The sequence below is a fragment of the Streptomyces mobaraensis NBRC 13819 = DSM 40847 genome (genome assembly GCF_017916255.1).
Taxonomy (GTDB): Bacteria; Actinomycetota; Actinomycetes; order Streptomycetales; family Streptomycetaceae; genus Streptomyces; species Streptomyces mobaraensis.
Genome location: NZ_CP072827.1, coordinates 1,374,380 through 1,395,307 on the forward strand (window position 1 = coordinate 1,374,380; position 20,928 = coordinate 1,395,307).

Here is a 20,928-nt window from a genome sequence, read left to right on the forward strand (position 1 = left end):
GACAGGAGCCGCCGCGGTACACGTCGCCTCCGTGGCGCCTGTTGTCTACCGCTCCCTTCCCCAAGGTCCAGGAGCCGCAATCGCCGCCGTCAGCATTCTGCGCAGGCATCCCAGGCAACGGGAACGGATCGGCCCCAAAGATCCTTGTGAGATACCCAACTCTCCTGCGATTTCTCGGTAGGTCGGGTCTCCGGAGGAGAGGAGGGCACGCATCAGGCCGGGGCAGCGGCCGGGGAGGCGGCGGACCGCGGCGCGGAGTTCGCGGCGGGACTCGGCGGCCAGGACCGCCCGTTCGACGCCGGAGCCGGGCGCGTCCGCGCGGTCGGCCGGTTCGGCGGCGATGGGGTCGTACGGCACCTCGCGGCGGGCCAGGCGGCTCGCGGCGCGGGCCTCGGCGCGGACGGCGGCGCGTAACCGGAGGGCGGGCGGCTCGGCGCGGCGTCGGCCCTTCCGCCGGCCGGCGGGCGCGCCGTCGTGCCGGTCGCTCAGCAGTCGGACCCAGACGGCCTGTTCGAGGTCGGCCGCGTCGATGCCGGCCGCCGGCGCCTCGGCGGCGCATTCGGCGGCCAGCAGCGGCCGGAGCGAGGTGACGAGGTCGTTCGGTGTCATGCCCGGCGGGACGTGGGCCCACGCCCCGCCGGTTGCCGACGCCCTCGGGCGTCACTCGTCCGTGTGGATTCAACCGGAGGAAGACCCGGCGGACGTCAGCCCTTGCGTCCCTTCAGGAACTCCTCCCGCGCCAGGACCGCCGTGTCGCAGTTGTCCGAGAAGATGCCGTCGATCCCCGTCGCGTAGTACGTCTTGAAGGCGCCGATGGCGTCGCCGTACGCGTTGGGGTCGGTGCCGCGCCGGAAGTCGGCGGGCAGGAAGTTGTTCTCGTTGCGCATGGTGTACGGGTGCAGGACGAGGCCGGCCGCGTGGGCGTCACGGACGAGCGTGGTGGGCTTGGTGAGCCGGTCGTTCTTGTCCCGCGGGATGATCAGGTTGAGCCACGGGCCGATGCCCTGCGCGAAGCCGGAGACCCACTTGAGGCCCTTGGGGGTGATGAGGTCCGCGACCGTGCGCGGGTCCTTGGCCTCGACGAAGTCCCAGGGGCGGGTGGGCAGGTCGTCCAGGAGCAGGATCTTCGGGCAGTCGAGGCCGAGCCGGCCCAGCCGCTGGAGGCTGCTCGGCTCGAAGGACTGGAGGAACGTATACGAGTTCCGGCCCGCGCGCCCGTACCGGCGCAGCAGCTTCGCCAGCCGCTCCTCCAGACCGAGGCCCAGCTTGCGGAAGTAGGTGGGGTGCTTGGTCTCGACGTGCAGCCAGATGCGCCGGCCGCGCTTGCGCCCTTCCTCGTCGGCCCACTTGAGGACCTCTTCGAAGGTGGGCACGGTCCAGTGGCCGTCGTAGAGGGTGTTGTGCTGCCGGACCTGGGGCAGGCGTTCCTTCGCACGCAGGGTCTTCAGCTCGGCGAGGGTGAAGTCCTCGGTGAACCAGCCGGTGTGGGACTCGCCGTCGACGGTCTTGGTGGTCTTGCGGGAGGCGAACTCCGGACGGGAGGAGACGTCGGTGGTGCCCGTGATGTCGTTCTCGTGGCGGCAGACCAGGTGGCCGTCCTTGGTGGGGACGACGTCCTGCTCGATGACGTCCGCGCCGTTGTCCAGGGCGAACCGGTAGGAGCCGAGGGTGTGCTCGGGCCGGTATCCGCTGGCGCCGCGGTGTCCGACGACCGTGGGCACCGGCAGGTCCCGCAGGCCACCGCCGCCGTGGCCGTGGCCCGGCCGCCGGTCGCCCGCCGTCGCCGGGATCGCCGAGGGGGCCGCCGCCGCCACGCCGGCGCCGCCGCCGAGGGTGACCGCTCCCGCGCCGAGGGCCGCCGCGGCCCCCAGCACCGAGCGCCGGCCCGGCCGCTGCTCCTGCTGCATGTACATTCGCTCCTTCGTTCCGGGGCCGGTGGTTCCGGCTCCCTTTCGGACGCGCAGATCGTAGGTGCGTCCGTCTTTCGTACAGAAGGCCGTGGTCGAAACGGAGTGAAAACTCACGTCAACACTGCGTATCGAGTCGGTTAACCCGGTGTGCGGAAAGGCCGTACCCGCGAGTATCGTCCTCACCTGCCACCAGGCCCGGCCGTCCACCGACCGAACACGACACAAGACAAGACCGGAGGATCCGTGTCCCGCATCCTGCTCAAGGCGTTCCTCGGACTTCTCATGCGCGTCCTGTACCGCCCCAAGGTCGAGGGCATGGAGCGCATCCCCGCTTCCGGGCCGGTCATTCTCGCGGGGAACCACGTCACGTTCATCGACTCGCTGTTCCTGGCCCTGGTGGTCAAGCGGCAGGTGTTCTTCATCGGCAAGGACGAGTACGTGACGGGCAAGGGGCTCAAGGGCCGGCTGATGGCCTGGTTCTTCGGCGCCTCCGGCATGATCCCGGTGGACCGCGACGGCGGTCACGGCGGGGTCGCCGCGCTGATGACGGGCCGTCGGGTGCTGGAGGAGGGCAAGATCTTCGCGATCTACCCGGAGGGCACCCGCTCCCCCGACGGCCGCCTGTACCGCGGCCGGACCGGTATCGCCCGCCTCGCGCTGATGACCGGCGCGCCCGTGGTGCCGTTCGCGATGATCGGCACCGACAAGGTGCAGCCGAGCGGCAAAGGCCGCCCGCGCATCAGCCCGGTGACCGTCCGCTTCGGTGAGCCGCTGGACTTCGAGCGCTACGAGGGCATGGACCGCGACCGCTACGTCCTGCGGGCCGTCACCGACGAGGTGATGAGCCACGTCATGCGGCTGTCGGGGCAGGAGTACGTGGACATGTACGCCACCAAGGCGCGGGCGGCGAAGGCCGCCTGAGCCGGGCCCCGTTCGGGCAGCCGGTGGCCGTCAGGCCCCGCCGAGGCACCGCGGCTGGAAGCCCGGGTCGGCGGGGCCTTTCCGTGCCAGGGCGTTGAGCACCCACTGGTGGACGACCGGGTCCTTGGTCGCCTGGTCGTGCATGAACGGGTCGAACGGGCACTTGTCCTGGAGGACGACGTTGGTCAGCCGCTCGGCGGGACCGGTCAGCAGGGCGCTGGTGTAGGGGATGACGACCTCGTCGTACCGGGTGGTGACGACGGTGTAGTCGGGCCCGGCGGGCGTCTCGTCGCCCTCGTTGAGCTTCTTCAGCAGGTCGGATCCGGCGCGCTGGTCGAGACAGGACGGGCAGACGGTGTACCCGGCCGGGATGGCCAGCGGGTTCTTGGTGCCGTGGTTGGAGGGGACGATGGCGACGAGGTCGTCCACCTTGTCGGCGCCGCCGAGGAACTTCACGTAGTAGCGCGGCATCATGCCGCCCTGGCTGTGGCCGACGATGTCGACCTTGGCCGCGCCGGTCGCCCCGCGGACGGCCTCGACGAAGTCGCGCAGTTCGGCCGCCGCCTGCGGGATGGGGTCGGTCTCCATGTGCCCGTAGTTGAAGGCGAAGACGCAGTAGCCGTTCTCCTTCAGCTTCGGGGAGAGCTTGGCCCAGTTCTCCGCCATGAGCTTGAACGTGCCGTTGACCAGGACGACGGGCTCCGGATGCGCCGAATCCGGCTTGCAGGACCAGTCGTTGGCACCCTTGGGCGGGATGTCGAGCACCGACGCGGAGGCGGGGGCCGCCGTGGCGGACATTCCGGTGAGGGTGAGGGCCGCGGTGGCCGCCGCGGCGAGCAGGGCTCTCACTTTGGTGCGCAGACGCATGGGGGTTCCTTCCGCACAAGGACGACGTCGACTCAGGGCGTCGGGTTCACTTCGCCGAACCGCGTTCGGCAATACCGACCAGTAGTCGCAGATCGTTCCCGCGCGACAAGAACACGTCAAGGGACGGTACCGCCGGAAAAAGTCACACGGGCCGGGACTTGCCGCCCCGGCCCGTGTGCGATTAGCTCATCTGAGCCTTTTCGCGCTCAGCTCGGCGTCTCGGTCAGGCTCGGCATCCCAGCGCCTCAGTGCCTTGGCGCCTCAGTGCTCGGCGTCCGCGCTGTCCTCCAGGCGCTGGCCGCGCAGCAGGAACCACGCCGCCACCGCCGTCCCCAGCAGCACCAGCGCGCCGACCGCGGACGCGAGCCGCAGCCCGTCGACGAACGCGTGCTGCGCGGAGCTCAGCAGGGCTGACCCGGTGTCGGCCGGCAGCGTCATCGCCGCCTCGACCGCACCGCCCAGCGACTCGTGCGCGTCCGCAGCGGCGCCCGACGGGACCCCGGCCGGGACACCGAAGTCCCGGTAGACACCGGTGACGATCGAGCCGAGCAGCGCGATGCCGAGCGCCGCGCCCAGTTCGTACGCCGTCTCGGAGACGGCCGAGGCGGCGCCGGCCTGCTCCTTGGGGACGCTGGAGAGGATGACGTCGGCGGTGACGGTGAACGAGAAGCCCGCACCGACGCCGACGACCAGCAGCACCGCCCCGAGCAGCGGGTAGGAGGTGTCGGTCCGCAGGGCGGCGAGGGCGGCGAGGGCGATGCCGATGGCGCCGAGTCCACCGCCCACCACCGACCGTACCGACCAGCGGCGGGCCGCCTGCCCGGCCAGCAGGCCGGCCGTCACCGCGCCGACCGCGGCCGGGAGTTCGGCCAGGCCGGCCTCCAGCGGGTCGCGGCCCTGCACCAGCTGGAGGAACTGCGACAGGAAGAACACCATGCCGGACAGGCCGAGCACCGTCAGCAGGTCGGCCAGGACGGCGGCGGAGAAGCCCCGGTTGCGGAAGAGGCGCATGTCCAGCAGCGGCGCGGGCAGCCGGAGCTGCCGGCGGACGAACCAGGTCAGGCTCCCCACGCCGATGACCGCCGCGACGGCGATCTCGGCGCTGAACCCGTGCGTCGCGCCCTCCTTGACCGCGTAGACGACGCCCACGACGCCGGCCATCGACAGCACGACGCTCAGCACGTCCCAGGGGCCGGGCGACGGGTCGCGCGACTCGGGCAGCAGCTTGATGCCCACGAGCACCAGCACCGCCATCACCGGCAGGTTGATCAGGAAGACCGAGCCCCACCAGTAGTTCTCCAGCAGGAACCCGCCGACCACCGGGCCCACGGCCGCGCCGGCCGAGGCCATCGCGCCCCAGATGCCGATGGCGAGGCTGCGTTCGCGCGGGTCGTGGAAGAGGTTGCGGATCAGCGCCAGGGTGGACGGCATCAGGGTCGCGCCGGCGACGCCCAGCAGCGCGCGGGCGGCGATCATCATCTCCGGGCTGGAGGCGTACGCGTTGAGCACCGAGATCGCGCCGAACGCGACGGCACCGCTGAGCAGCAGCTTCTTGCGGCCGATCCGGTCGCCCAGGCTGCCCATGGAGACCAGCAGGCCGGCGATGACAAAGGAGTAGATGTCGCCGATCCACAGCAGCTGGGTGCCCGAGGGCTTGAGGTCCTCGCTGAGGAACGGGGTCGCCAGGCCGAGGACGGTGGCGTCGACGGCGACCAGCAGTACGGCCAGGACGAGGACGGCGAGGGCCAGCCAGCGGCCCCGGTAGGGGGCTTCCCCGGACCCGGAGGCGTCCGCGGGCTGGGTGATCGTGCGCTGGCCGCTCATCGTTCCATCCTCCGTCGCGCGCCGCCGAGCAGCAGCTCGGAGACCATCCGGGTGCGGTCCTTGGCCGCCACCCGGCCGTCCTGCACGGCCCAGGCGCCGATGCCGATCAGCCCGTAGAGCGCCTCGGTCAGCCAGGCGGCCGAGAGGTCGAGGCGGAAGGCGCCCTCCTCCTGGCCGCGGGTGAAGAGCCGCTGGACGCGGGTGTCGAGCCGCTTCCAGCCCTCGTTGCCGCCGTTCTCGTAGAGCTGGTTCTCGGTGAAGAGGAACGCGAGGATGCCGGAGACCGGCTCGGACAGGGCGATCAGCCGAGCGACCGCCTCGGCCGCGTCCCCCTCCTCCGGCCTCGCTTCGTCGAGCGCCCGCTCGAACTGTTCGATCCCCAGGTCCTCCAGCGCCCGGACGAGCGCGTCCCGCCCGGCGAAGTGCCGGTGGAGCGTGGCGCGGCTGATCCCCGCCGCTCTCGCGATCTCGTCCATGGAGGCCGTCGCCTTGCGGGTGAGCAGGGACGCGGCCGCGTTCAGTACGTGCTGTCGGTCGAGCCTCATGAGACGAGGGTAACCCGAATGAGACGGTGATGTCTCATTCGGGGCTGTGGTGTCTCGCACTGCGCGCGGGTGGGGTGCCCCGGTCCCGCCCTTTCACCGTTTCTTGCAGGGGCTGCCGCCCCCGCACCCCCGAAACCGCGCTCCGCGCGGTTGTCCTCAAGCGCCGGACGGGCTATTCAGCCCGTCCGGCGCTTGAGGACGAGCGGCGAAGCCGCGACAAGCGGGGTCTGGGGCGGCAGCCCCAGGAAACTGGGGGCACCTCCCAGCGGTAGCTGGGGGAGAAAGGGCAGGACCGGGGCACCCCCGCCCGAAGGGCTCACCCCCGCTTCGCGCCCGCCCACTCCCGCTGGACCACGAGGTCCGCCTTGACCTCGGCAAGCTGCGCGGCGACCGCGGAAGGCGCCGTCCCTCCCCGCCCACTACGGGAAGCGAGCGCCCCCGGGACGTCCAGAACAGTCCGCACCTCCGGCGTCAGATGCGGCGAGATCGCCGCGAACTGCTCGTCCGTGAGCGCGTCCAGCTCGATCCCCAGCCGCTCGCACTCCTTGACGCACTCCCCCGCCACCTCGTGCGCGACCCGGAACGGCACGCCCTCCCGCACCAGCCACTCGGCGATGTCCGTCGCCAGGGAGAACCCGGCGGGAGCCAGCTCCTCCATCCGCTCCCGGTGGACGGTGAGCGTCGCCATCATCCCGGTGAAGGCGGGCAGCAGGATCTCCAGCTGGTCGCAGGAGTCGAAGACCGGCTCCTTGTCCTCCTGGAGGTCGCGGTTGTAGGCGAGCGGCAGCGCCTTGAGAGTGGCGAGCAGTCCGGTGAGGTTGCCGATCAGCCGCCCGGACTTGCCCCGCGCCAGCTCCGCGATGTCCGGGTTCTTCTTCTGCGGCATGATCGACGAGCCGGTCGAGAACGCGTCGTGGAGGGTCACGAAGGAGAACTCCTTCGTGTTCCAGATGATGACTTCCTCCGCGATCCGCGACAGATCGACGCCGATCATCGCGGTGATGAACGCGAACTCGGCGACGAAGTCCCGGGAGGCCGTGCCGTCGATGGAGTTGCCCACCGAGCCGCGCTCGAAGCCGAGGTCGGCGGCGACCGCCTCCGGGTCCAGGCCCAGGCTGCTGCCGGCCAGGGCACCGGAGCCGTACGGGGAGACGGCCGTCCGCTCGTCCCACTGGCGCAGCCGCTCCGCGTCCCGGCCGAGCGCCTGGACGTGGGCGAGGACGTGGTGGGCGAAGAGGACGGGCTGGGCGTGCTGGAGGTGGGTCCGGCCGGGCATCGCCACGTCCTGGTGCGCCTCGGCCAGGCCGACGAGCGCTTCCTGGAGCTCGGCGAGCAGCCCGCCGATGATCCGCGCGTGGTCGCGCAGGTACATCCGGAAGAGGGTGGCGACCTGGTCGTTGCGGGAGCGGCCGGCGCGCAGCTTGCCGCCGAGGTCGGGGCCGAGCCGTTCGAGGAGGCCGCGCTCCAGCGCGGTGTGGACGTCCTCGTCGGCGACGGTGCCGGTGAAGGCGCCGGTGGCCACGTCGGCCTCCAGCCGGTCGAGGCCGTCCAGCATCGCGGCGAGTTCGTCGGCGGTCAGCAGACCGGCCTTGTGCAGCACGCGGGCGTGGGCGCGGGAACCGGCGATGTCGTAGGGGGCCAGGCGCCAGTCGAAGTGGACGGAGGCGGACAGCTTGGCCAGGGCCTCGGCGGGGCCGTCGGCGAAGCGGCCGCCCCAGAGCCGGACGTCGTCGGTGGTGCCGTTGCTCACGTGCGTGCTCCTCGTGGGTGGTGGGGGGCGGCCGGCCGCCGTGGGGGTGTCAGGCGGAGGGACACGGCGGCCGGCCGGTCGGTCAGACCAGGTCCCGCTTGGCGGCGATCTTCGACGAGAGGCCGAAGATCTCGATGAAGCCCTTGGAGAGCGACTGGTCGAAAGTGTCACCCGTGTCGTAGGTGGCGAGGTTGAAGTCGTAGAGCGACTTGGCCGACTTCCGGCCGGTGACGACGGCCCGGCCGCCGTGCAGGGTCATCCGGATGTCGCCGGTGACGTGCTCGTTGGCCTCGGCGATGAAGCCGTCCAGCGCCCGCTTGAGCGGCGAGAACCACAGCCCGTCGTAGACGAGTTCGCTCCACCGCTGCTCGACCTGCCGCTTGTAGCGGGCGAGTTCGCGCTCGACGGTGACGTTCTCCAGCTCCTGGTGGGCGGTGATCAGCGCGATGGCGCCGGGCGCCTCGTAGATCTCCCGGGACTTGATGCCCACGAGCCGGTCCTCGACCATGTCGATCCGGCCGATGCCCTGGGCGCCGGCCCGCTCGTTGAGCTGCTGGATGGCCTGGAGGACGGTGACGGGCTTGCCGTCGATCGCGACCGGGACGCCGGCCTCGAAGGTGATGACGACCTCGTCGGCGTCGCGCGGGGTGGCCGGGTTGGCCGTGTAGTCGTAGACGTCCTCGATGGGCGCGTTCCAGATGTCCTCCAGGAAGCCGGTCTCGACGGCCCGGCCGAAGACGTTCTGGTCGATCGAGTACGGCGACTTCTTGGTGGTGGCGATCGGCAGGCCCTTGGCCTCGCAGAACGCGATGGCCTTGTCCCGCGTCATCGCGTAGTCCCGCACCGGGGCGATGCACTTCAGGTCCGGCGCGAGCGAGGAGATCCCGGCCTCGAACCGCACCTGGTCGTTGCCCTTGCCGGTGCAGCCGTGGGCGACCGTGGTGGCGCCGTGCTTCTTGGCGGCGGCGACGAGGTGCTTGACGATCGTCGGCCGGGAGAGGGCGGAGACCAGCGGGTAGCGGTCCATGTAGAGGGCATTGGCCTTGATCGCCGGGAGGCAGTACTCCTCGGCGAACTCGTCCTTGGCGTCGGCGACCTCCGCCTCCACCGCACCGCAGGCGAGCGCGCGCTTGCGGATGACGTCCAGGTCCTCGCCGCCCTGGCCGACGTCCACGGCGACGGCGATGACCTCGGCGCCCGTCTCCTCGGCGATCCAGCCGATGGCGACGGAGGTGTCCAGGCCGCCCGAATAGGCGAGTACGACGCGCTCGGTCACGGGGTTCTCCTTACCTTGCATGCGGTGATGGGTATAACTATGCAGTCCCCCGTATGTTTCGTCAACGCCTCGGAAGAGTGAATCGTCTGCAGGCGGGCGGGGGAGGAGCGTTCTACGATGCGACTATCGCGAGACCCGAGCAGGGGAGGCAGACCATGACTGCGCAGATGGAGTCCCCGCACGACGCGCGGATCGAGTCCTCGCGCGACACGCGGACCGAGTCGCTGCGCCACGCGCGGATCGAGTCCATGCACCACGCCATCGAACGCGTCACACCCCTGCTGAAGGGCTTCAAGATCGAGGCAGTAGGGGACCGGATTGTCATGACGCCGCAGAGCAGCGTTCAGAGCCTGACCATTTTCGAAGTTCGGGATGCCACTCTGCAATCGGGCATCGGCAAGGAACGCGTCTTGTCCGACGTGGAGTTCACCTTCCCCGGAGAGCCCAAGCGCTGCCCGGATGTGTCGATCACCGAAGAGGGCGCCACGGAGCCGTTCTCCCACGAAGACCTGCTGATCGCTGTCGAAATCGTCTCGTCGAGGCACGACAGGAACGACTACGCGATCAAGACGCGGCAGTACGCCCACTTCGGCGTTCCCGCCTACCTCATCATCGACCCGTTCCGCGGCGAATGCGACCTGCTCACCAACCCCAGGGACGACGCGTACGCCTCCCGGCAGACGTACAAGTACGGCGACACCATCCCGCTGAGCCTGCAGGACGGCTCGGAGATCGAGATCCCCACCGCCTCCTTCAAGCGCCGGAGCTGAGCCCGACCCCGACCCCGACCCCGACCACTCCCCTCTTTCACGCCGGATCTACGATCATCACTTCCGGACGATCGAACCGACCGAAACAGGGACGCACCCCCGTGAACCGCGAGTACGGACTGGCCTACGCGACCCTCCGGGCCGCCCGCTCCGGGGGCGACGTCCCGTTCGACGCCGCCGATCCGGCGGCGTGGATCGACGTCGACTACGGCGTGCGCGAGCACCTGCTCTGGGAGAACCTGTCCATCGACTGGCTGCGCGCCGGCGAAACCGCGCCCGGCGGCGCGGCGGTGGCGGTCGCACTGTGCCATCCCGACGGGCGGGTGCGCGAGGCGGCGCTGCGGCGGCCGGAAGCGGCCGGGTTTCCGGCGCTGGTGGTACTGCGGTGCGCGGACTGGGCGCGGCCGGTGCGCGAAGAGGCACGGCGGGCGCTGGCCGGATTGCTGCCTGGTGTCTCGCCGGGCACCGTGGCGCTCGTCGCGGTGGTCGCCCTGCGCGCGGCCGTCCGGCAGCGGGGCGACTTCGCCCGCGACCTGGTCATGTCGTTCGTCCGGAGCCCCGACCGGATCGACGCGCTGCTGGCGTGCGCGGACCGGGGAGCCCGCCGGCTGGGGTACCGGGTGGCCGTCGAGGAGGGGCACCTGTCCGCCGCCGAGCTGGCGCGGGCCGCCGCCACGGACCCGGACGTCGTCGTGCAGGACCTGTGCGCGGACGCCGCGCTCGCCCACACCCGGGACGGGGATCACGGGAACGTCCTGCGTCCGCTGCTCGCCTCCCGGCAGCCGCGCGTCCGCGCCGCCGGGGTGACCGCGCTCGGGCGGACCGGGGAGACCGAGGAGGCGGCCGGCTTCCTCGCCGACCGCTCCGGGCTGGTCCGCGCCTGCGCCCGCTGGGTGCTGCGGCGGCACGGCGTCGACCCGTTGCCGCTGCACCGGGCCGCCTGCGCCGGCCCCGACGTCCTCCCCGGCGCGCCCGCCGGGCTCGGCGAGACCGGGACGCGTGCGGACGCGGCGCTGCTGTGGCCGCTGGTCGGCCACCCGCGTCCGGCCGTACGGGCCAAGGCCGTCGCCGCCCTGCGGGTGCTGGACGCGGGCGCGCCCGAGCGGCTGGAACCGCTGCTGGACGACCCGTCGGTCTCCGTCGTCCGCGAGGCGACCACGGCGCTCCTGCCCGTCGCCGACCGGCTGTCCGAGGACTGGTTGTACGACCGGCTGGCGGACGACCGCCCCCGGCATGTCCGCGTCTCCGCCTTCCGGCTGCTGTCCGCGCACGGCCCGACCGCCCAGCTGCGCTGCTTCCTCCGGCTGTCGGACGACGAGGACCCGGTGCTGCGCGAGCGGGCCCTGACCGCCCTCGACGGCTGGGGGCCCGCCGGTGCCGCGACGGCCTACCGGGCCCTGCCCGGGCCCCGCCGCGCCGAACTGGACGCGCTGCTGGAACGGGCCGCGGCCGGGCCGGGCGAGGGGCAGGTCGCCCGGGTCCGCTGGTTCCTGACGGCTTTCCGCTGACCTTGGAGGGACCTCCCTCGGAGTCCCCCGGGGAGCCCGCCCGCCCCCGGATTTGGATCACGGCGCGGAACAGGATATTTTCTTTCTGCACGCCCCACCGGGACGAAAACCGGAGGGAACGGGCAAACGGGACGTGGCGCAGCTTGGTAGCGCACTTGACTGGGGGTCAAGGGGTCGTGGGTTCAAATCCCGCCGTCCCGACACGTAGGGCAACCGCCTGATCCGGAATCTTCCGGGTCGGGCGGTTTCTCGTTGTGCGCCTTCGGCCGGCAGCGCGCTCCCGGCGGTGGCTCTCGTCCGGCCGCTGCTGCCCGGCTCTCGTCCCCCTCCGCCCGGCGACAGCCTCGCCGATCAAGACCCGTGGTAACCCTGACTTTTGGTCAGGTAACACACATTCTTTGCTGCGGCCCCTTACTACCGTCCCCTATGCTGCCCTCACATGTGAGACGCGTGTGATCGGGGAGGGGCGTCGTCGCAGATGGGATCGCGCGATCGGTTCGGGGGAGCGAGCGGGTCGGGAAACGGCGCCGAGGGGGACGGTGGGCGAGGGGCTACGGAGCAGGGCGGCGGCCGTCGTCAGGAGGGGCCGGGGCCGCACAGGGAGGTGCCCGGGCCGCCGACCCCCTGGCTGGCGCGTGTGCTCTTCGCCGGTGTCCTGATCTCGTATCCGAGCATGTGCATGCTCAACCTCGCCGAGGTGGTGGGCCTGGGCAAGCTGTTCTGGGCCGGCGTGCTGATCGCCGTGCTCTGCGCCCTTCAGTGCGCCCACTCCTCGTCGACGGTCAGGGGCCGCCTGGGCCGCTGCGCCTATCTGACCCTGGCCGCGCAAGGGGTCCTCACCTTTCTGCCGCTCACCGTCTTCGGGTTCTACTGGGTGACGATGGCCGGCCTGTTCGTCGGGTCGGTCCTCGTGGTGCTGCCGCCGCGCCTGACCTGGGTGCTGTTCGGCCTGCTGGGTGTCGTGCTGCTGGCCGTCACCGTCCACCACGGCTACGGGTGGGTGGAGTGCGTCTACTGGCCCCTGGGGCTGGAGGGCTGCGGTTTCATCGTCTTCGGCCTGTCGCACCTCTCGAAGCGCATCCGCGATCTCCGCGACGCCCGGACCGAGCTGGCCCAGGCCGCCGTGACCAAGGAACGCCTGGCCTTCGCGCGTGACGTGAACGACCTGCTCGGCAGCAGCCTCTCCGCCATCACCCTCAAGAGCGAACTCGTCCGCCGCCTCATCCCCACCCGCCCGGACCGGGCCGTCGACGAGGTCGCCGGGGTGCTGACCGTCTCCCGGCAGGCGCTCTCCAACGTCCGCGCCGTCACCAAGGGCTACCGCGACATGTCGCTGGAGCGCGAGATCACCTCCGCGCGCGAGGTCCTCGACTCCGCCGACGTCGACGTACGCGTACGGACGCGAGTCACGGTGGGGACCGTGGACCGGCGGGCCGAGACCGTCCTCGCGGCGGTCCTGCGGGAGGCCGTCACCAACGTCCTGCGCCACAGCCGGGCCACCACCTGCGACATCACCGCCGCCCGCACGGATCACGGGATGATCCGCCTGTCGGTGACCAACGACGGCGCCGCTTCCGCCCCGCGCGCTCCCTCCGAGGGCGACGGCACCGGGCTGGGCAGCCTGGCCGCCCGGCTGCGGGCCCTCGGCGGCGGCCTGACGGCGGACCGTACCGCCGACGGCAGGTTCCGCCTGGTCGCCGAGGTCCCGGCCGAACACGCGGAGGCGCCCGCCGCGCACCGCCGCCGGCCGAACGACCGCGCGAGCCTCTTCCCCACACCGGCGTCCCGGACGGCGCTGGGCATCTCCGTCGCCGTGCTGCTGGACTACGTGGCCACCATCGCCATGAACATCCTGCGCCGGGACATGTCCGCCACCGCCACCCTGGCCTGCCTCGCCGCCCTGGCCGTGAGCGCGGCGATCCAGTGCGTCCACTTCTGCCCGCGCGCCCGTCGCCGGCTGGGCCGTCGCGCGTACGTCACGCTGGGCGTCCAAGGCGTGCTGGCCTACCTGCCGATCGTCGTCCTCGGGCAGTGGTGGGGGTCCATGGCCGGATTCTTCTGCGGCTCGCTCCTGCTGCTCCTGCCCGCCCGGCCGGCCTGGGCGCTGTACTGGGTGGTGGGTCTGAGCCTGCCCGTCTCCGCGTACGTCGGCGGCCAGGCCGGATCCTGGTGCTACTACTACGGCCAGTCCACGCTGCTCTGCGGCATCGTCGTCTACGCGATCGCCCACTTCTACGACGTCATCTGGCAGTTGCACCGCACCCGCGACGGACTCGCCCGCGCCGCCGTCGCCCAGGAGCGGCTGCGCTTCGCCCGCGACCTGCACGACCTCCTCGGCTACAGCCTCTCCTCGATCACACTCAAGAGCGAACTCGTCCGCCGTCTCATCCCCGTCCGCCCCGAGCAGGCGATGGCGGAGGCCGACGAGGTGCTGGCCGTCGCACGGCAGTCGCTCGCCGACGTCCGGACCGTCGTGAGCGGCTACCGCGACCTGTGTCTGGAGGACGAGATCTCCTCCGCGCGCTCGGTGTTGTGTGCCGCCGGGATCGCCCTGTACGTCGAGTGCGCGCCCGGTCCCGTCGGGCCGGAGGCAGACACCGTGCTCGCCACCGTGCTGCGCGAAGCCGTCACCAACCTCCTGCGCCACAGCAAGGCACGGCACTGCACGCTCGCCGTGGCCCGGACGTCGGACGACCGGGTCCGTCTGACGGTCCGCAACGACGGTGCCGCACCCGCCCACCGCGACACCTCGCCCGACGGTGGCAGCGGTCTCGGCAACCTCGTCGTGCGGCTGGCGGCGGTCGGCGGCCGGCTGATGTACGAGCATGGGGAGAACGGAACGTTCCGGTTGACCGCCGAGGTCCCCGCACAGCGCTCCGCGTCCCTTCCCGCCCCCATGGACCCGGTGAACGAGCCTGAGCTGGCGGTACGTTGACAGGCCACGGGCGGTAAAGATCACCGAACGACGAGACCGCGGGCGATAAGATCACGTACCTCGCGGGACCGCACAGGACGCCGGCCCCGCGGCACGCTACAGACGAGGGCACCCCGTGATACGGATACTTCTGGCCGAGGACATGCACATGGTCCGCGGCGCACTCGTGGCCCTGCTCGACCTCGAACCGGACATCGAGGTCGTGTGCCAACTGGAGCGCGGCGACGAGATCGTCGAGGCCGCGCTCCGGCACCGGCCCGACGTGGCGGTCATCGACATCGACCTGCCGGGGACCGACGGGCTCACCGCCGCCGCCGAGTTGCGGGAGCGGCTGCCCGAGTGCCGCACCCTCATCCTCACCAACCTCGGCCGCCCCGGCACCCTGCGCCGGGCGCTGGCCGCCCACGTCTCCGGTTACCTGCTCAAGGACGCGCCGCCGGACGAACTGGCCGCCGCCATCCGCCGGGTGGCCGCCGGTCAGCGCGCCATCGACCCCGAACTGGCCCTCGCCGCCTGGGGTGGCGCCGAGAGCCCGCTGACCGCCCGCGAGACCGAGGTGCTGCGCCTGGCGGCGGAGGGCGCCGAGGCCGGGGAGATCGCCGCACGGCTCCACCTCTCCGCCGGAACCGTCCGCAACTACCTGACGACCGTGGTCACCAAGCTCAACGCCCGCAACCGGGTGGACGCCATCCGGATCGCCCGGGACTCGGGCTGGCTCACGTGAACGGGCTCTCGTAGGCGGACGTACGAAGGGGGGCTCGCGCAGGCGGACGCCGACGAATCCGGACGGCGGAGGCCCCGTGCTCACGGCCCGCCCTGAACTCGGGCCGTGAGCACGGGGCGCTCCCCGGTGCCTGTCGCCTGTCGCCTGTCGGCTCTCGCCTGACGCCTGACGCCTGACGGAACGGTCGGCTACTTGAACAGGCGGTCCGCGCCGGTGGCCATCCGGTGCGTCCCGCCGTGGCGGTCCACCCAGTCGCGGATGAGCTTGATGGCGTTGGCGCACTGCCAGCCGTTGTCGTACTCGCGCTCACCGGTGAAGTGGCCGTAGCCCGCGATGATGCCGTCCACCCGCGCGTCGCCCAGCAGCTTGTCGACGTACCACGGGTCGTTGTACGTGGTCGTCCAGGACAGCGTGGCCGCGAGGCGGCCGGCGGCGCGGTCCGCGGCGCCCTTCTTCAGCTCGGCACAGGTGTTGTAGGAGGGTTCCGTGCAGTTGCCGAACCCGTTGGGGATGTTGGTGTCGCCGTAGTCCATCACCCGGCGGCCGTTCGGGAACCCGGCTCCGGACCGGTTGAAGGCGTCGAGGACCTTCTCGCGCGACCCGGTCGTGGTGATGCCCTCCAGCTTGCCGAGCTTTCCCTCCAGGCTCTTCCAGCCCCGGCCGCCGACGTCCGGGTCGCTGCCGCCGTGGTACTCGTAGAAGCCGTAGAGCACCTGGATTCCGGCGGCCGTCAGCCGCTGCGCCTTGTCACGCAGACCGGCGACGCTGCACGTGCGGTTCGGCTGCTCGCCGCAGTAGTTGGGGTCCTTGATGTCCAGCCAGACCAGCGCCGGCCGGCGCCCCGCCTTCGCGTTGGAGAGGATCCGGTCGATCATGCTGTCGAAGCTGGGGCCCCGCCGGTTCTCACCGGCCGAGGAGCAGTCGTGGTAGGCACGCCATTCGTTGGGGTTCCACCAGGCGCAGACGTCGATCTCGATGGCGTTGGCGCCGTGGTTGAGCGCGGCGTCCACGCCGTCCACGGTGTCGACGCGGTGGGCGATGGCGTAGATCGCGTGCCGTTGGTCGGCCGCCGCGGCCGGGGTCGGCCCGAGCACGGTGGCGCCGATGAGCCCGCACAGTGCCGCCACCAGGGCGAGCACCGCCCGCGGGCCGGTGGCGCGGCGGAGGTGAGTGGTCAAGGAAGGCGCTCCTTCACGTGTCACATGAGTCCCGTCCTGAACGTTCGATCACCCGAGCTTGCGGGACGACACCGTCCGGCCGCCATGCGGACCGGCGACTTCGGGACACGGGAACGCGCCCGCGGGCCCGGCCAGGGGCGACGCGGACCGCTTGGAACGCCTGGGTGGGACGCGGGGGCGCGCCGGGCGGTCCATGTGATGTGACGCGGCCTCACCCGCCGCTCTCACCCCACGCGCAGCCCGGCCCGCTCCCCCGCCGGAGCGAGCATCTCCGCCGCGGCCAGGTAGGCCAGGATCTCCCGGGTCATCTCCCGCGGCAACGGCAGCCCGGCGGACGCCGCTTCGGGCGTCACCGGCCAGGCGAGCATGCCGAGCACCCACACGGCCTCCGGCCGGTGCAGCACCACGCGGTACCGGGCGTCCGCGCGTTCCAGCGTGAACCCGGAGCGCCAGGGCGTGAGTACGGCGTCGGCCGGCAGCCGTACGGGGGTCTCCTCCGGTAGCGGGGCCGGTACGAACGAGCCGGTCCTGGCCACTGGGGAGACCGAGAGTAAAGGGCCCCTGAGGTCGTCCACGCCGAGTGTCCGCACGATGAGGTGCGACAGCCGGCCCACCACCCGCATCATGATCAACCGGCCCTGGTCCGGCCCGTCACTCCGCCGTCGCCCACGCCCCTCCCCCGGGCCCTGTCCCGGGCCTTGTTTCTGCCCCGGGCCGGGTTTCCGACCTTGCCCCGTGCCCTGTCCGGCCCGCTCGCGCCCCGGACCGCCGACGCCCCGCTTTCCCGTCTCGACGTTCGCCAGCAGGACCGGCCCCAGCTCCATCCGCCGCAGCGCCTCGCGCACCGCGGGCACCGGCCGGTCGATCCACTCCGCCCCCCAGCGGCCCCTGACCACCATCGCGCCGTTCGCCCGGTGCTCGACCACCACGTCCTCGCTCAGTGACCACAGGTGCAGCACGCGGTGTCCGGTGCCGATCCGCATCGTCCCTGTCCCTCTCCCCCCGGCCCCCCGGCCCCCTGTCGCGCTCAGTATGCGATCAGTCGCCCATCAGGTGACAGCCATTCGGTCATCCCGGTGGTGTGAAGTTTTCACATGCCGCGGCGCCCCACCCCCGGGGCGGAGGACGCGCCCGGCCCCGGCAGGTGCGGGCCGTCGCCCGCCGGATCGGTCGGGTCGGTCGGACCGGCCGGCGGGGACAGCAGGGCGACGGCGTGGGCGACGGACGCGAGCGTCGCGTGCCGGTGCCAGCCGCCGAACGACCGCCCGGTGAAGTCCCGGATGCCCACCCGGTCGGCGATCGACGTGAAGTCGCGGTCCACCCGGTGCAGCAGCCCGCTCAGCCGGACGAGCGCGGCCGGTGCCACGTTCACCAGATCCGTCAGCCACAGTTCGTCCGGCCAGCGGTCCGCGTTCTCTCCCATGCCCACCAGCAGCATCTCCCGCAACCGCCCCCGGCCCGCGCCTCCCTGCGGCACCGGCAGCCCCACCCGTACCCCGGCGGTGAGCGATGTGCCCAACGCGTCCGAGTCCGGGTCGTGCCGCCAGATCACCGGGCGGCGCAACTCCCGCGCGCCCGCCATCACCAGCGACGCCGGCGACATCCGGGTCTCACGCCCCGACAGCGGCGAGTCCGCCACCGCCACCCGCAGCGAACCGCTCACCCGCGCCAGTACGGGCACCCCGCAGGCACGCAGCCGGTGCAGCGCGGACAGCGCGTCCGGTTCCCGCGCGTCCAGCACCAGGGGGCGCACCGGCAGCCCCCAGTCGCGCATCATCCCGGCGTACGCCTCCACCGCGCACTCCCCCGGCGTCTCCGTCCGCACCGCGTCCGGGATCGCCGCCTGCCCGCGCCGCACCGGGTCCCCCAGCCACCCCTCCGACAGCATCAGCCGCCAGTTGACCGGCGCGCTGCGGTACGCGGACGCCGCCCAGACGCCCACCGCCTGCTGGGCGTTGAGGACCTGCCCCGCCTCCCGGAAGAACCGCCGCTCGACCCCCACCGAGTTCTCCCCGGCCTTCGGTATCACCATCGGCCGCACCACCCACGCCTGCGGCGCGAGCGTCCGTACGAGGTGGTGCGCCAGCGCCTGCCGCATCGGCCGCCAGTCCCACGGCGAACTGGAGACGAAGTGGTGCAGGCTCTGCTCCGGCGCCGCCCCGCCCGCCAGCCCCGCGATGTTGCGGATCGACTTCCGCCCCCGCGCCCGCAGCAGTCCGCGCAGGTACGCCTCCCCGTGCCGGCGCTGGTCGCTGCGGGCCAGCGTCGCCAGCGCGACGCGGCACAGTTCCGCCAGCACGTCGTCCTGCGTCTGCGTCTGTGCACGGGCCCGGAATCGGGCCCGCGTCCCGGCGGCCGGCACCGCGACGGACCGCGCCCCGCGCTCCGCACCCGATCTCACGGCAATGGCAGCACCACTCATGGGGATCCCTCACATCCGCTGTACGAACACCCCGCCCGGGTTCCCCCGGTGACGGTGTCGACGGTCCCAGGTAGCGGGTGCGTCCCGGCAGTGAGCCGGGCACGAGTTGAGGGATGAATGCGAGCAGGCCCCGGGTATGTTTTTTTCATACCCGGGGCCCGCGGGGGCCGTGCGCTACGCGTGCGCCAGGCGGAGGTGGACCCCCATGGCCTCCGTCAGCTCCACCGCCGTCTTCAGGTCACCCGCCGCCAGCGCGAGGCTGCGCCTCCGCTTGATGTCCCGGCACTCCACGCACCGCGAGGGCCGGTACACCCGCCACGCGTCCTGGTCGGTCGCCGGCCGCACGTCGCACGGCAGCGCCTCCCACGGATCCCCGCCCGTCGGCGGCCGGAGCCGCACCCTCCCCTCACCGGTGTCGGTGACCTCCCCGACGCGCTCACGCCGCGCGTCGACCACCAACTCGCCGACGGCGGGCGCGCGCTGGTGCTGTGGAGCGGGTGGCTTGTCCATGCTGGTGTTCCTCTCGCGGGATCTTGCGATTCGATTCCCAGCATCTCCGCGCAGCGGTACCGTGACCAGGAGTAACGGCTGTAGGAAGGCCGCTCCCGTTGCAGGGATGCCCGGCTTCAACGGAGGGGCGAACAACTGTGCCCGCACCAAAGCGGATCGAACCCACCAATTTGAACGAGTGGTTCGGCGACAAGATCCGCAGACTGCGCAAGGCGCGCGGCTGGTCCCAGATTCAGCTGGGCGAGGTGGTACGGCTCTCGGGGAGCCGCATCGCCCAGTTCGAACGCGCGGAGGACGTTCCGCCGCAGGACATCACGGAGTTGCTGGACCGGGAGTTGGGGGCGGGGGGCCAGCTGGTCGAGATGCGGCCGTTCCTGGCGCGCAGCTGGGAAAAGAAATGGCCTGAGGAAATCGAGGACATCGAGGCCCAGGCCAGCCGGATCCAGCTCTACACTCACGTGGTTCCCGGTTTTTTCCAGACGAAGGAGTACGCGACGGCTCTGCTCGGGGCCGGCATCCCCTTCTTCGGTGGAGACCTCGACGAGAAAGTCGGCCTTCGCTTGGCCCGGCGTAGTGTCGTCGACGGGCCCCACTATCCGTGGGTCCGATGTGTGTTGGACGAGTCGGCGCTCTACCGGGCCGTCTGCCCCTCCCACGTCATGCGCGACCAGCTCCTGCACCTGCTGAAAGAATGCGAACAACCGCATGTGGTGGTTCAGGTACTGCCCTTCGCAGCCAATCGTGCCGTCATCCCGGGGCTGGCTTGGGCCACCATCTGGACACTCGCGGACGGGCGTACGGTCGTGTACCAGGAGACCATGAACAACGGGTACTTCGTGACGAAGCCCCGCGAGGTCGGTATCTACGTCAGCCTCTACGATCAATTGCACACGGATTCCCTGTCCGCTGAAGCGTCCAAGGCCCTCATCCGCCGAACGCTTGAGGACAGATACTCATGATCTGGCGCAAAAGCAAGCACAGCGCTACTTCCAATGACTGCCTTGAAATAGCCGGTTCCGCCGACGACCTCATACACATACGCGACAGCAAGCGCGCCGCCGACCCCACCCTGATCATCACCACACGCCCCGCCGCCTGGGCCGCGTTCCTCAGTTCCCTGCGAGCGTGTGCGCGCGACTGAATTCCGCGGCCGCCGCCCGCAGGGCAGCCGCTCAGTCGAGGATCGCGGTCGCCTCGATCTCGACCAGGTGATCGGGGGCGGAGAGCGCCGCGACGCCGGTCAGCGTGGCCGGCGGGACCGGGGTGACCCCGAGTTTCGCGCTCGCCCGGGAGATGCCGTCCAAGAGCGAAGGCATCTTGTCGGGGGTCCAGTCGACGACGTGGGCGGTCGGTTTCGCGACGTCGTCGAACGAGCCGCCGGCCCCGCTCAGGGCGGTGCCGACGTTGAGGTAGCACCGCTCGCCCTGGGCGGCGAGGTCACCTTCGCCGATCGTGCGCCCCTCGGCGTCCCAGGCGACCTGTCCGGCGACGAAGACCAGCTTCGATCCGGTGGCGATCGACACCTGCCGGTTGGCACCGAGGCATCAGCCACAAGATGCTCACGCGGAACCTGCGCATGCTGGAGCGCAACGGCCTGGTCGAGCGCACCGCGCACCCGACGGTGCCGCCGCGGGTCGAGTACACCCTCACCGCACCGAGCCGGGGCCTGCTCGCGACCGTCGACGCGATGTGCGAATGGACCCACACCTACCTCGGCCGCATCGAGACCGCCCGCCGCCGCTTCGACGCCTGACGCCCGCAGCGGTAATGAAGGCCCGCGCTGCACGG

Annotated in this window: 19 protein-coding genes, 1 tRNA gene and 1 pseudogene; 9 read left to right on the forward strand and 12 right to left on the reverse strand. The window is 71.7% G+C overall.

The window, feature by feature from the left end; genetic code table 11:
- Positions 1-45: 45 nt before the first annotated feature.
- Together J7W19_RS05340 and J7W19_RS05345 are read right to left on the reverse strand one after the other, a co-directional pair.
- Positions 46-609, reverse strand: coding sequence for an RNA polymerase sigma factor (locus J7W19_RS05340; RefSeq protein WP_004955743.1), 564 nt, complete (start codon positions 607-609; stop codon positions 46-48).
- 95 nt (positions 610-704) lie between these two features.
- Positions 705-1,907 carry a glycerophosphodiester phosphodiesterase gene (locus J7W19_RS05345; RefSeq protein WP_040892776.1) on the reverse strand — a complete coding sequence of 401 codons (1,203 nt, stop codon included), beginning with the start codon at positions 1,905-1,907 and terminating at the stop codon, positions 705-707.
- 246 nt (positions 1,908-2,153) lie between these two features.
- Here J7W19_RS05345 and J7W19_RS05350 point away from each other — a divergent pair, with 246 nt between their 5' ends.
- Entirely contained in the window at positions 2,154-2,831 is a 678-nt protein-coding gene (locus J7W19_RS05350; RefSeq protein WP_004955746.1) for a lysophospholipid acyltransferase family protein, read from the forward strand.
- A 30-nt stretch (positions 2,832-2,861) separates the two neighbouring features.
- On the opposite strand, the gene J7W19_RS05355 is transcribed toward J7W19_RS05350, so the two are convergent.
- From J7W19_RS05355 to J7W19_RS05375, 5 genes are all read right to left on the reverse strand, one after another.
- Positions 2,862-3,698: an alpha/beta fold hydrolase gene (locus tag J7W19_RS05355; protein ID WP_004955748.1), complete on the reverse strand. Its 837-nt coding sequence runs from the start codon at positions 3,696-3,698 to the stop codon at positions 2,862-2,864.
- 261 nt (positions 3,699-3,959) lie between these two features.
- Entirely contained in the window at positions 3,960-5,522 is a 1,563-nt protein-coding gene (locus tag J7W19_RS05360; protein ID WP_004955750.1) for an MFS transporter, read from the reverse strand.
- Positions 5,519-6,067 carry a TetR/AcrR family transcriptional regulator gene (locus tag J7W19_RS05365; RefSeq protein ID WP_004955752.1) on the reverse strand — a complete coding sequence of 183 codons (549 nt, stop codon included), beginning with the start codon at positions 6,065-6,067 and terminating at the stop codon, positions 5,519-5,521. Before J7W19_RS05365 ends, J7W19_RS05360 begins: the two co-directional genes overlap by 4 nt.
- A 316-nt stretch (positions 6,068-6,383) precedes the next feature.
- Complete coding sequence (argH, locus tag J7W19_RS05370) at positions 6,384-7,817, reverse strand: argininosuccinate lyase (protein ID WP_004952137.1); 1,434 nt, start codon at positions 7,815-7,817, stop codon at positions 6,384-6,386.
- A gap of 82 nt (positions 7,818-7,899) precedes the next feature.
- The gene (locus J7W19_RS05375) at positions 7,900-9,093 is read right to left on the reverse strand and encodes an argininosuccinate synthase (RefSeq protein ID WP_004952138.1); all 1,194 of its coding nucleotides are present in this window, start codon (positions 9,091-9,093) and stop codon (positions 7,900-7,902) included.
- A gap of 155 nt (positions 9,094-9,248) precedes the next feature.
- On the opposite strand from J7W19_RS05375, the gene J7W19_RS05380 reads away from it, so the two are divergent.
- The 5 genes from J7W19_RS05380 to J7W19_RS05400 all read left to right on the forward strand — a co-directional run bounded on the left by J7W19_RS05380 (position 9,249) and on the right by J7W19_RS05400 (position 15,030).
- Positions 9,249-9,863 (forward strand): Uma2 family endonuclease, encoded by a 615-nt coding sequence (locus J7W19_RS05380; RefSeq protein ID WP_004952140.1) that lies wholly within the window; start codon positions 9,249-9,251, stop codon positions 9,861-9,863.
- A gap of 101 nt (positions 9,864-9,964) precedes the next feature.
- On the forward strand, positions 9,965-11,371 hold the full coding sequence (locus J7W19_RS05385; RefSeq protein WP_004952143.1) for a hypothetical protein: 1,407 nt from the start codon (positions 9,965-9,967) through the stop codon (positions 11,369-11,371).
- 127 nt (positions 11,372-11,498) lie between these two features.
- A tRNA-Pro gene (locus J7W19_RS05390) sits at positions 11,499-11,572 on the forward strand.
- A gap of 436 nt (positions 11,573-12,008) precedes the next feature.
- Positions 12,009-14,306 (forward strand): sensor histidine kinase, encoded by a 2,298-nt coding sequence (locus J7W19_RS05395; protein WP_210455281.1) that lies wholly within the window; start codon positions 12,009-12,011, stop codon positions 14,304-14,306.
- Positions 14,307-14,421: 115 nt separating this feature from the next.
- Positions 14,422-15,030, forward strand: a complete 609-nt coding sequence (locus tag J7W19_RS05400; RefSeq protein WP_004952147.1) for a response regulator transcription factor — start codon at positions 14,422-14,424, stop codon at positions 15,028-15,030.
- 188 nt (positions 15,031-15,218) lie between these two features.
- On the opposite strand, the gene J7W19_RS05405 is transcribed toward J7W19_RS05400, so the two are convergent.
- From J7W19_RS05405 to J7W19_RS05420, 4 genes are all read right to left on the reverse strand, one after another.
- A complete protein-coding gene (locus tag J7W19_RS05405; protein WP_004952148.1) occupies positions 15,219-16,208 on the reverse strand; it encodes a glycerophosphodiester phosphodiesterase family protein in 990 nt (329 codons plus the stop codon).
- A 224-nt stretch (positions 16,209-16,432) separates the two neighbouring features.
- Positions 16,433-17,191, reverse strand: coding sequence for a hypothetical protein (locus J7W19_RS05410; RefSeq protein ID WP_004952151.1), 759 nt, complete (start codon positions 17,189-17,191; stop codon positions 16,433-16,435).
- A gap of 107 nt (positions 17,192-17,298) precedes the next feature.
- Positions 17,299-18,630: an IS701 family transposase gene (locus J7W19_RS05415; protein WP_420877667.1), complete on the reverse strand. Its 1,332-nt coding sequence runs from the start codon at positions 18,628-18,630 to the stop codon at positions 17,299-17,301.
- Positions 18,631-18,804: 174 nt separating this feature from the next.
- Positions 18,805-19,140: a hypothetical protein gene (locus tag J7W19_RS05420; RefSeq protein WP_004952155.1), complete on the reverse strand. Its 336-nt coding sequence runs from the start codon at positions 19,138-19,140 to the stop codon at positions 18,805-18,807.
- Positions 19,141-19,277: 137 nt separating this feature from the next.
- On the opposite strand from J7W19_RS05420, the gene J7W19_RS05425 reads away from it, so the two are divergent.
- Both J7W19_RS05425 and J7W19_RS05430 read left to right on the forward strand, forming a co-directional pair.
- The gene (locus tag J7W19_RS05425; protein WP_158688825.1) at positions 19,278-20,099 is read left to right on the forward strand and encodes a helix-turn-helix domain-containing protein; all 822 of its coding nucleotides are present in this window, start codon (positions 19,278-19,280) and stop codon (positions 20,097-20,099) included.
- Positions 20,096-20,281 (forward strand): DUF397 domain-containing protein, encoded by a 186-nt coding sequence (locus J7W19_RS05430; protein WP_004952160.1) that lies wholly within the window; start codon positions 20,096-20,098, stop codon positions 20,279-20,281. The genes J7W19_RS05425 and J7W19_RS05430 overlap by 4 nt, the downstream gene beginning before the upstream one ends.
- A gap of 31 nt (positions 20,282-20,312) precedes the next feature.
- On the opposite strand, the gene J7W19_RS05435 is transcribed toward J7W19_RS05430, so the two are convergent.
- Positions 20,313-20,663: a RidA family protein gene (locus J7W19_RS05435; RefSeq protein WP_004952162.1), complete on the reverse strand. Its 351-nt coding sequence runs from the start codon at positions 20,661-20,663 to the stop codon at positions 20,313-20,315.
- Positions 20,664-20,680: 17 nt separating this feature from the next.
- On the opposite strand from J7W19_RS05435, the pseudogene J7W19_RS05440 reads away from it, so the two are divergent.
- A pseudogene (locus tag J7W19_RS05440) lies at positions 20,681-20,893 on the forward strand (winged helix-turn-helix transcriptional regulator); the annotation flags it as partial.
- Positions 20,894-20,928: the final 35 nt, after the last annotated feature.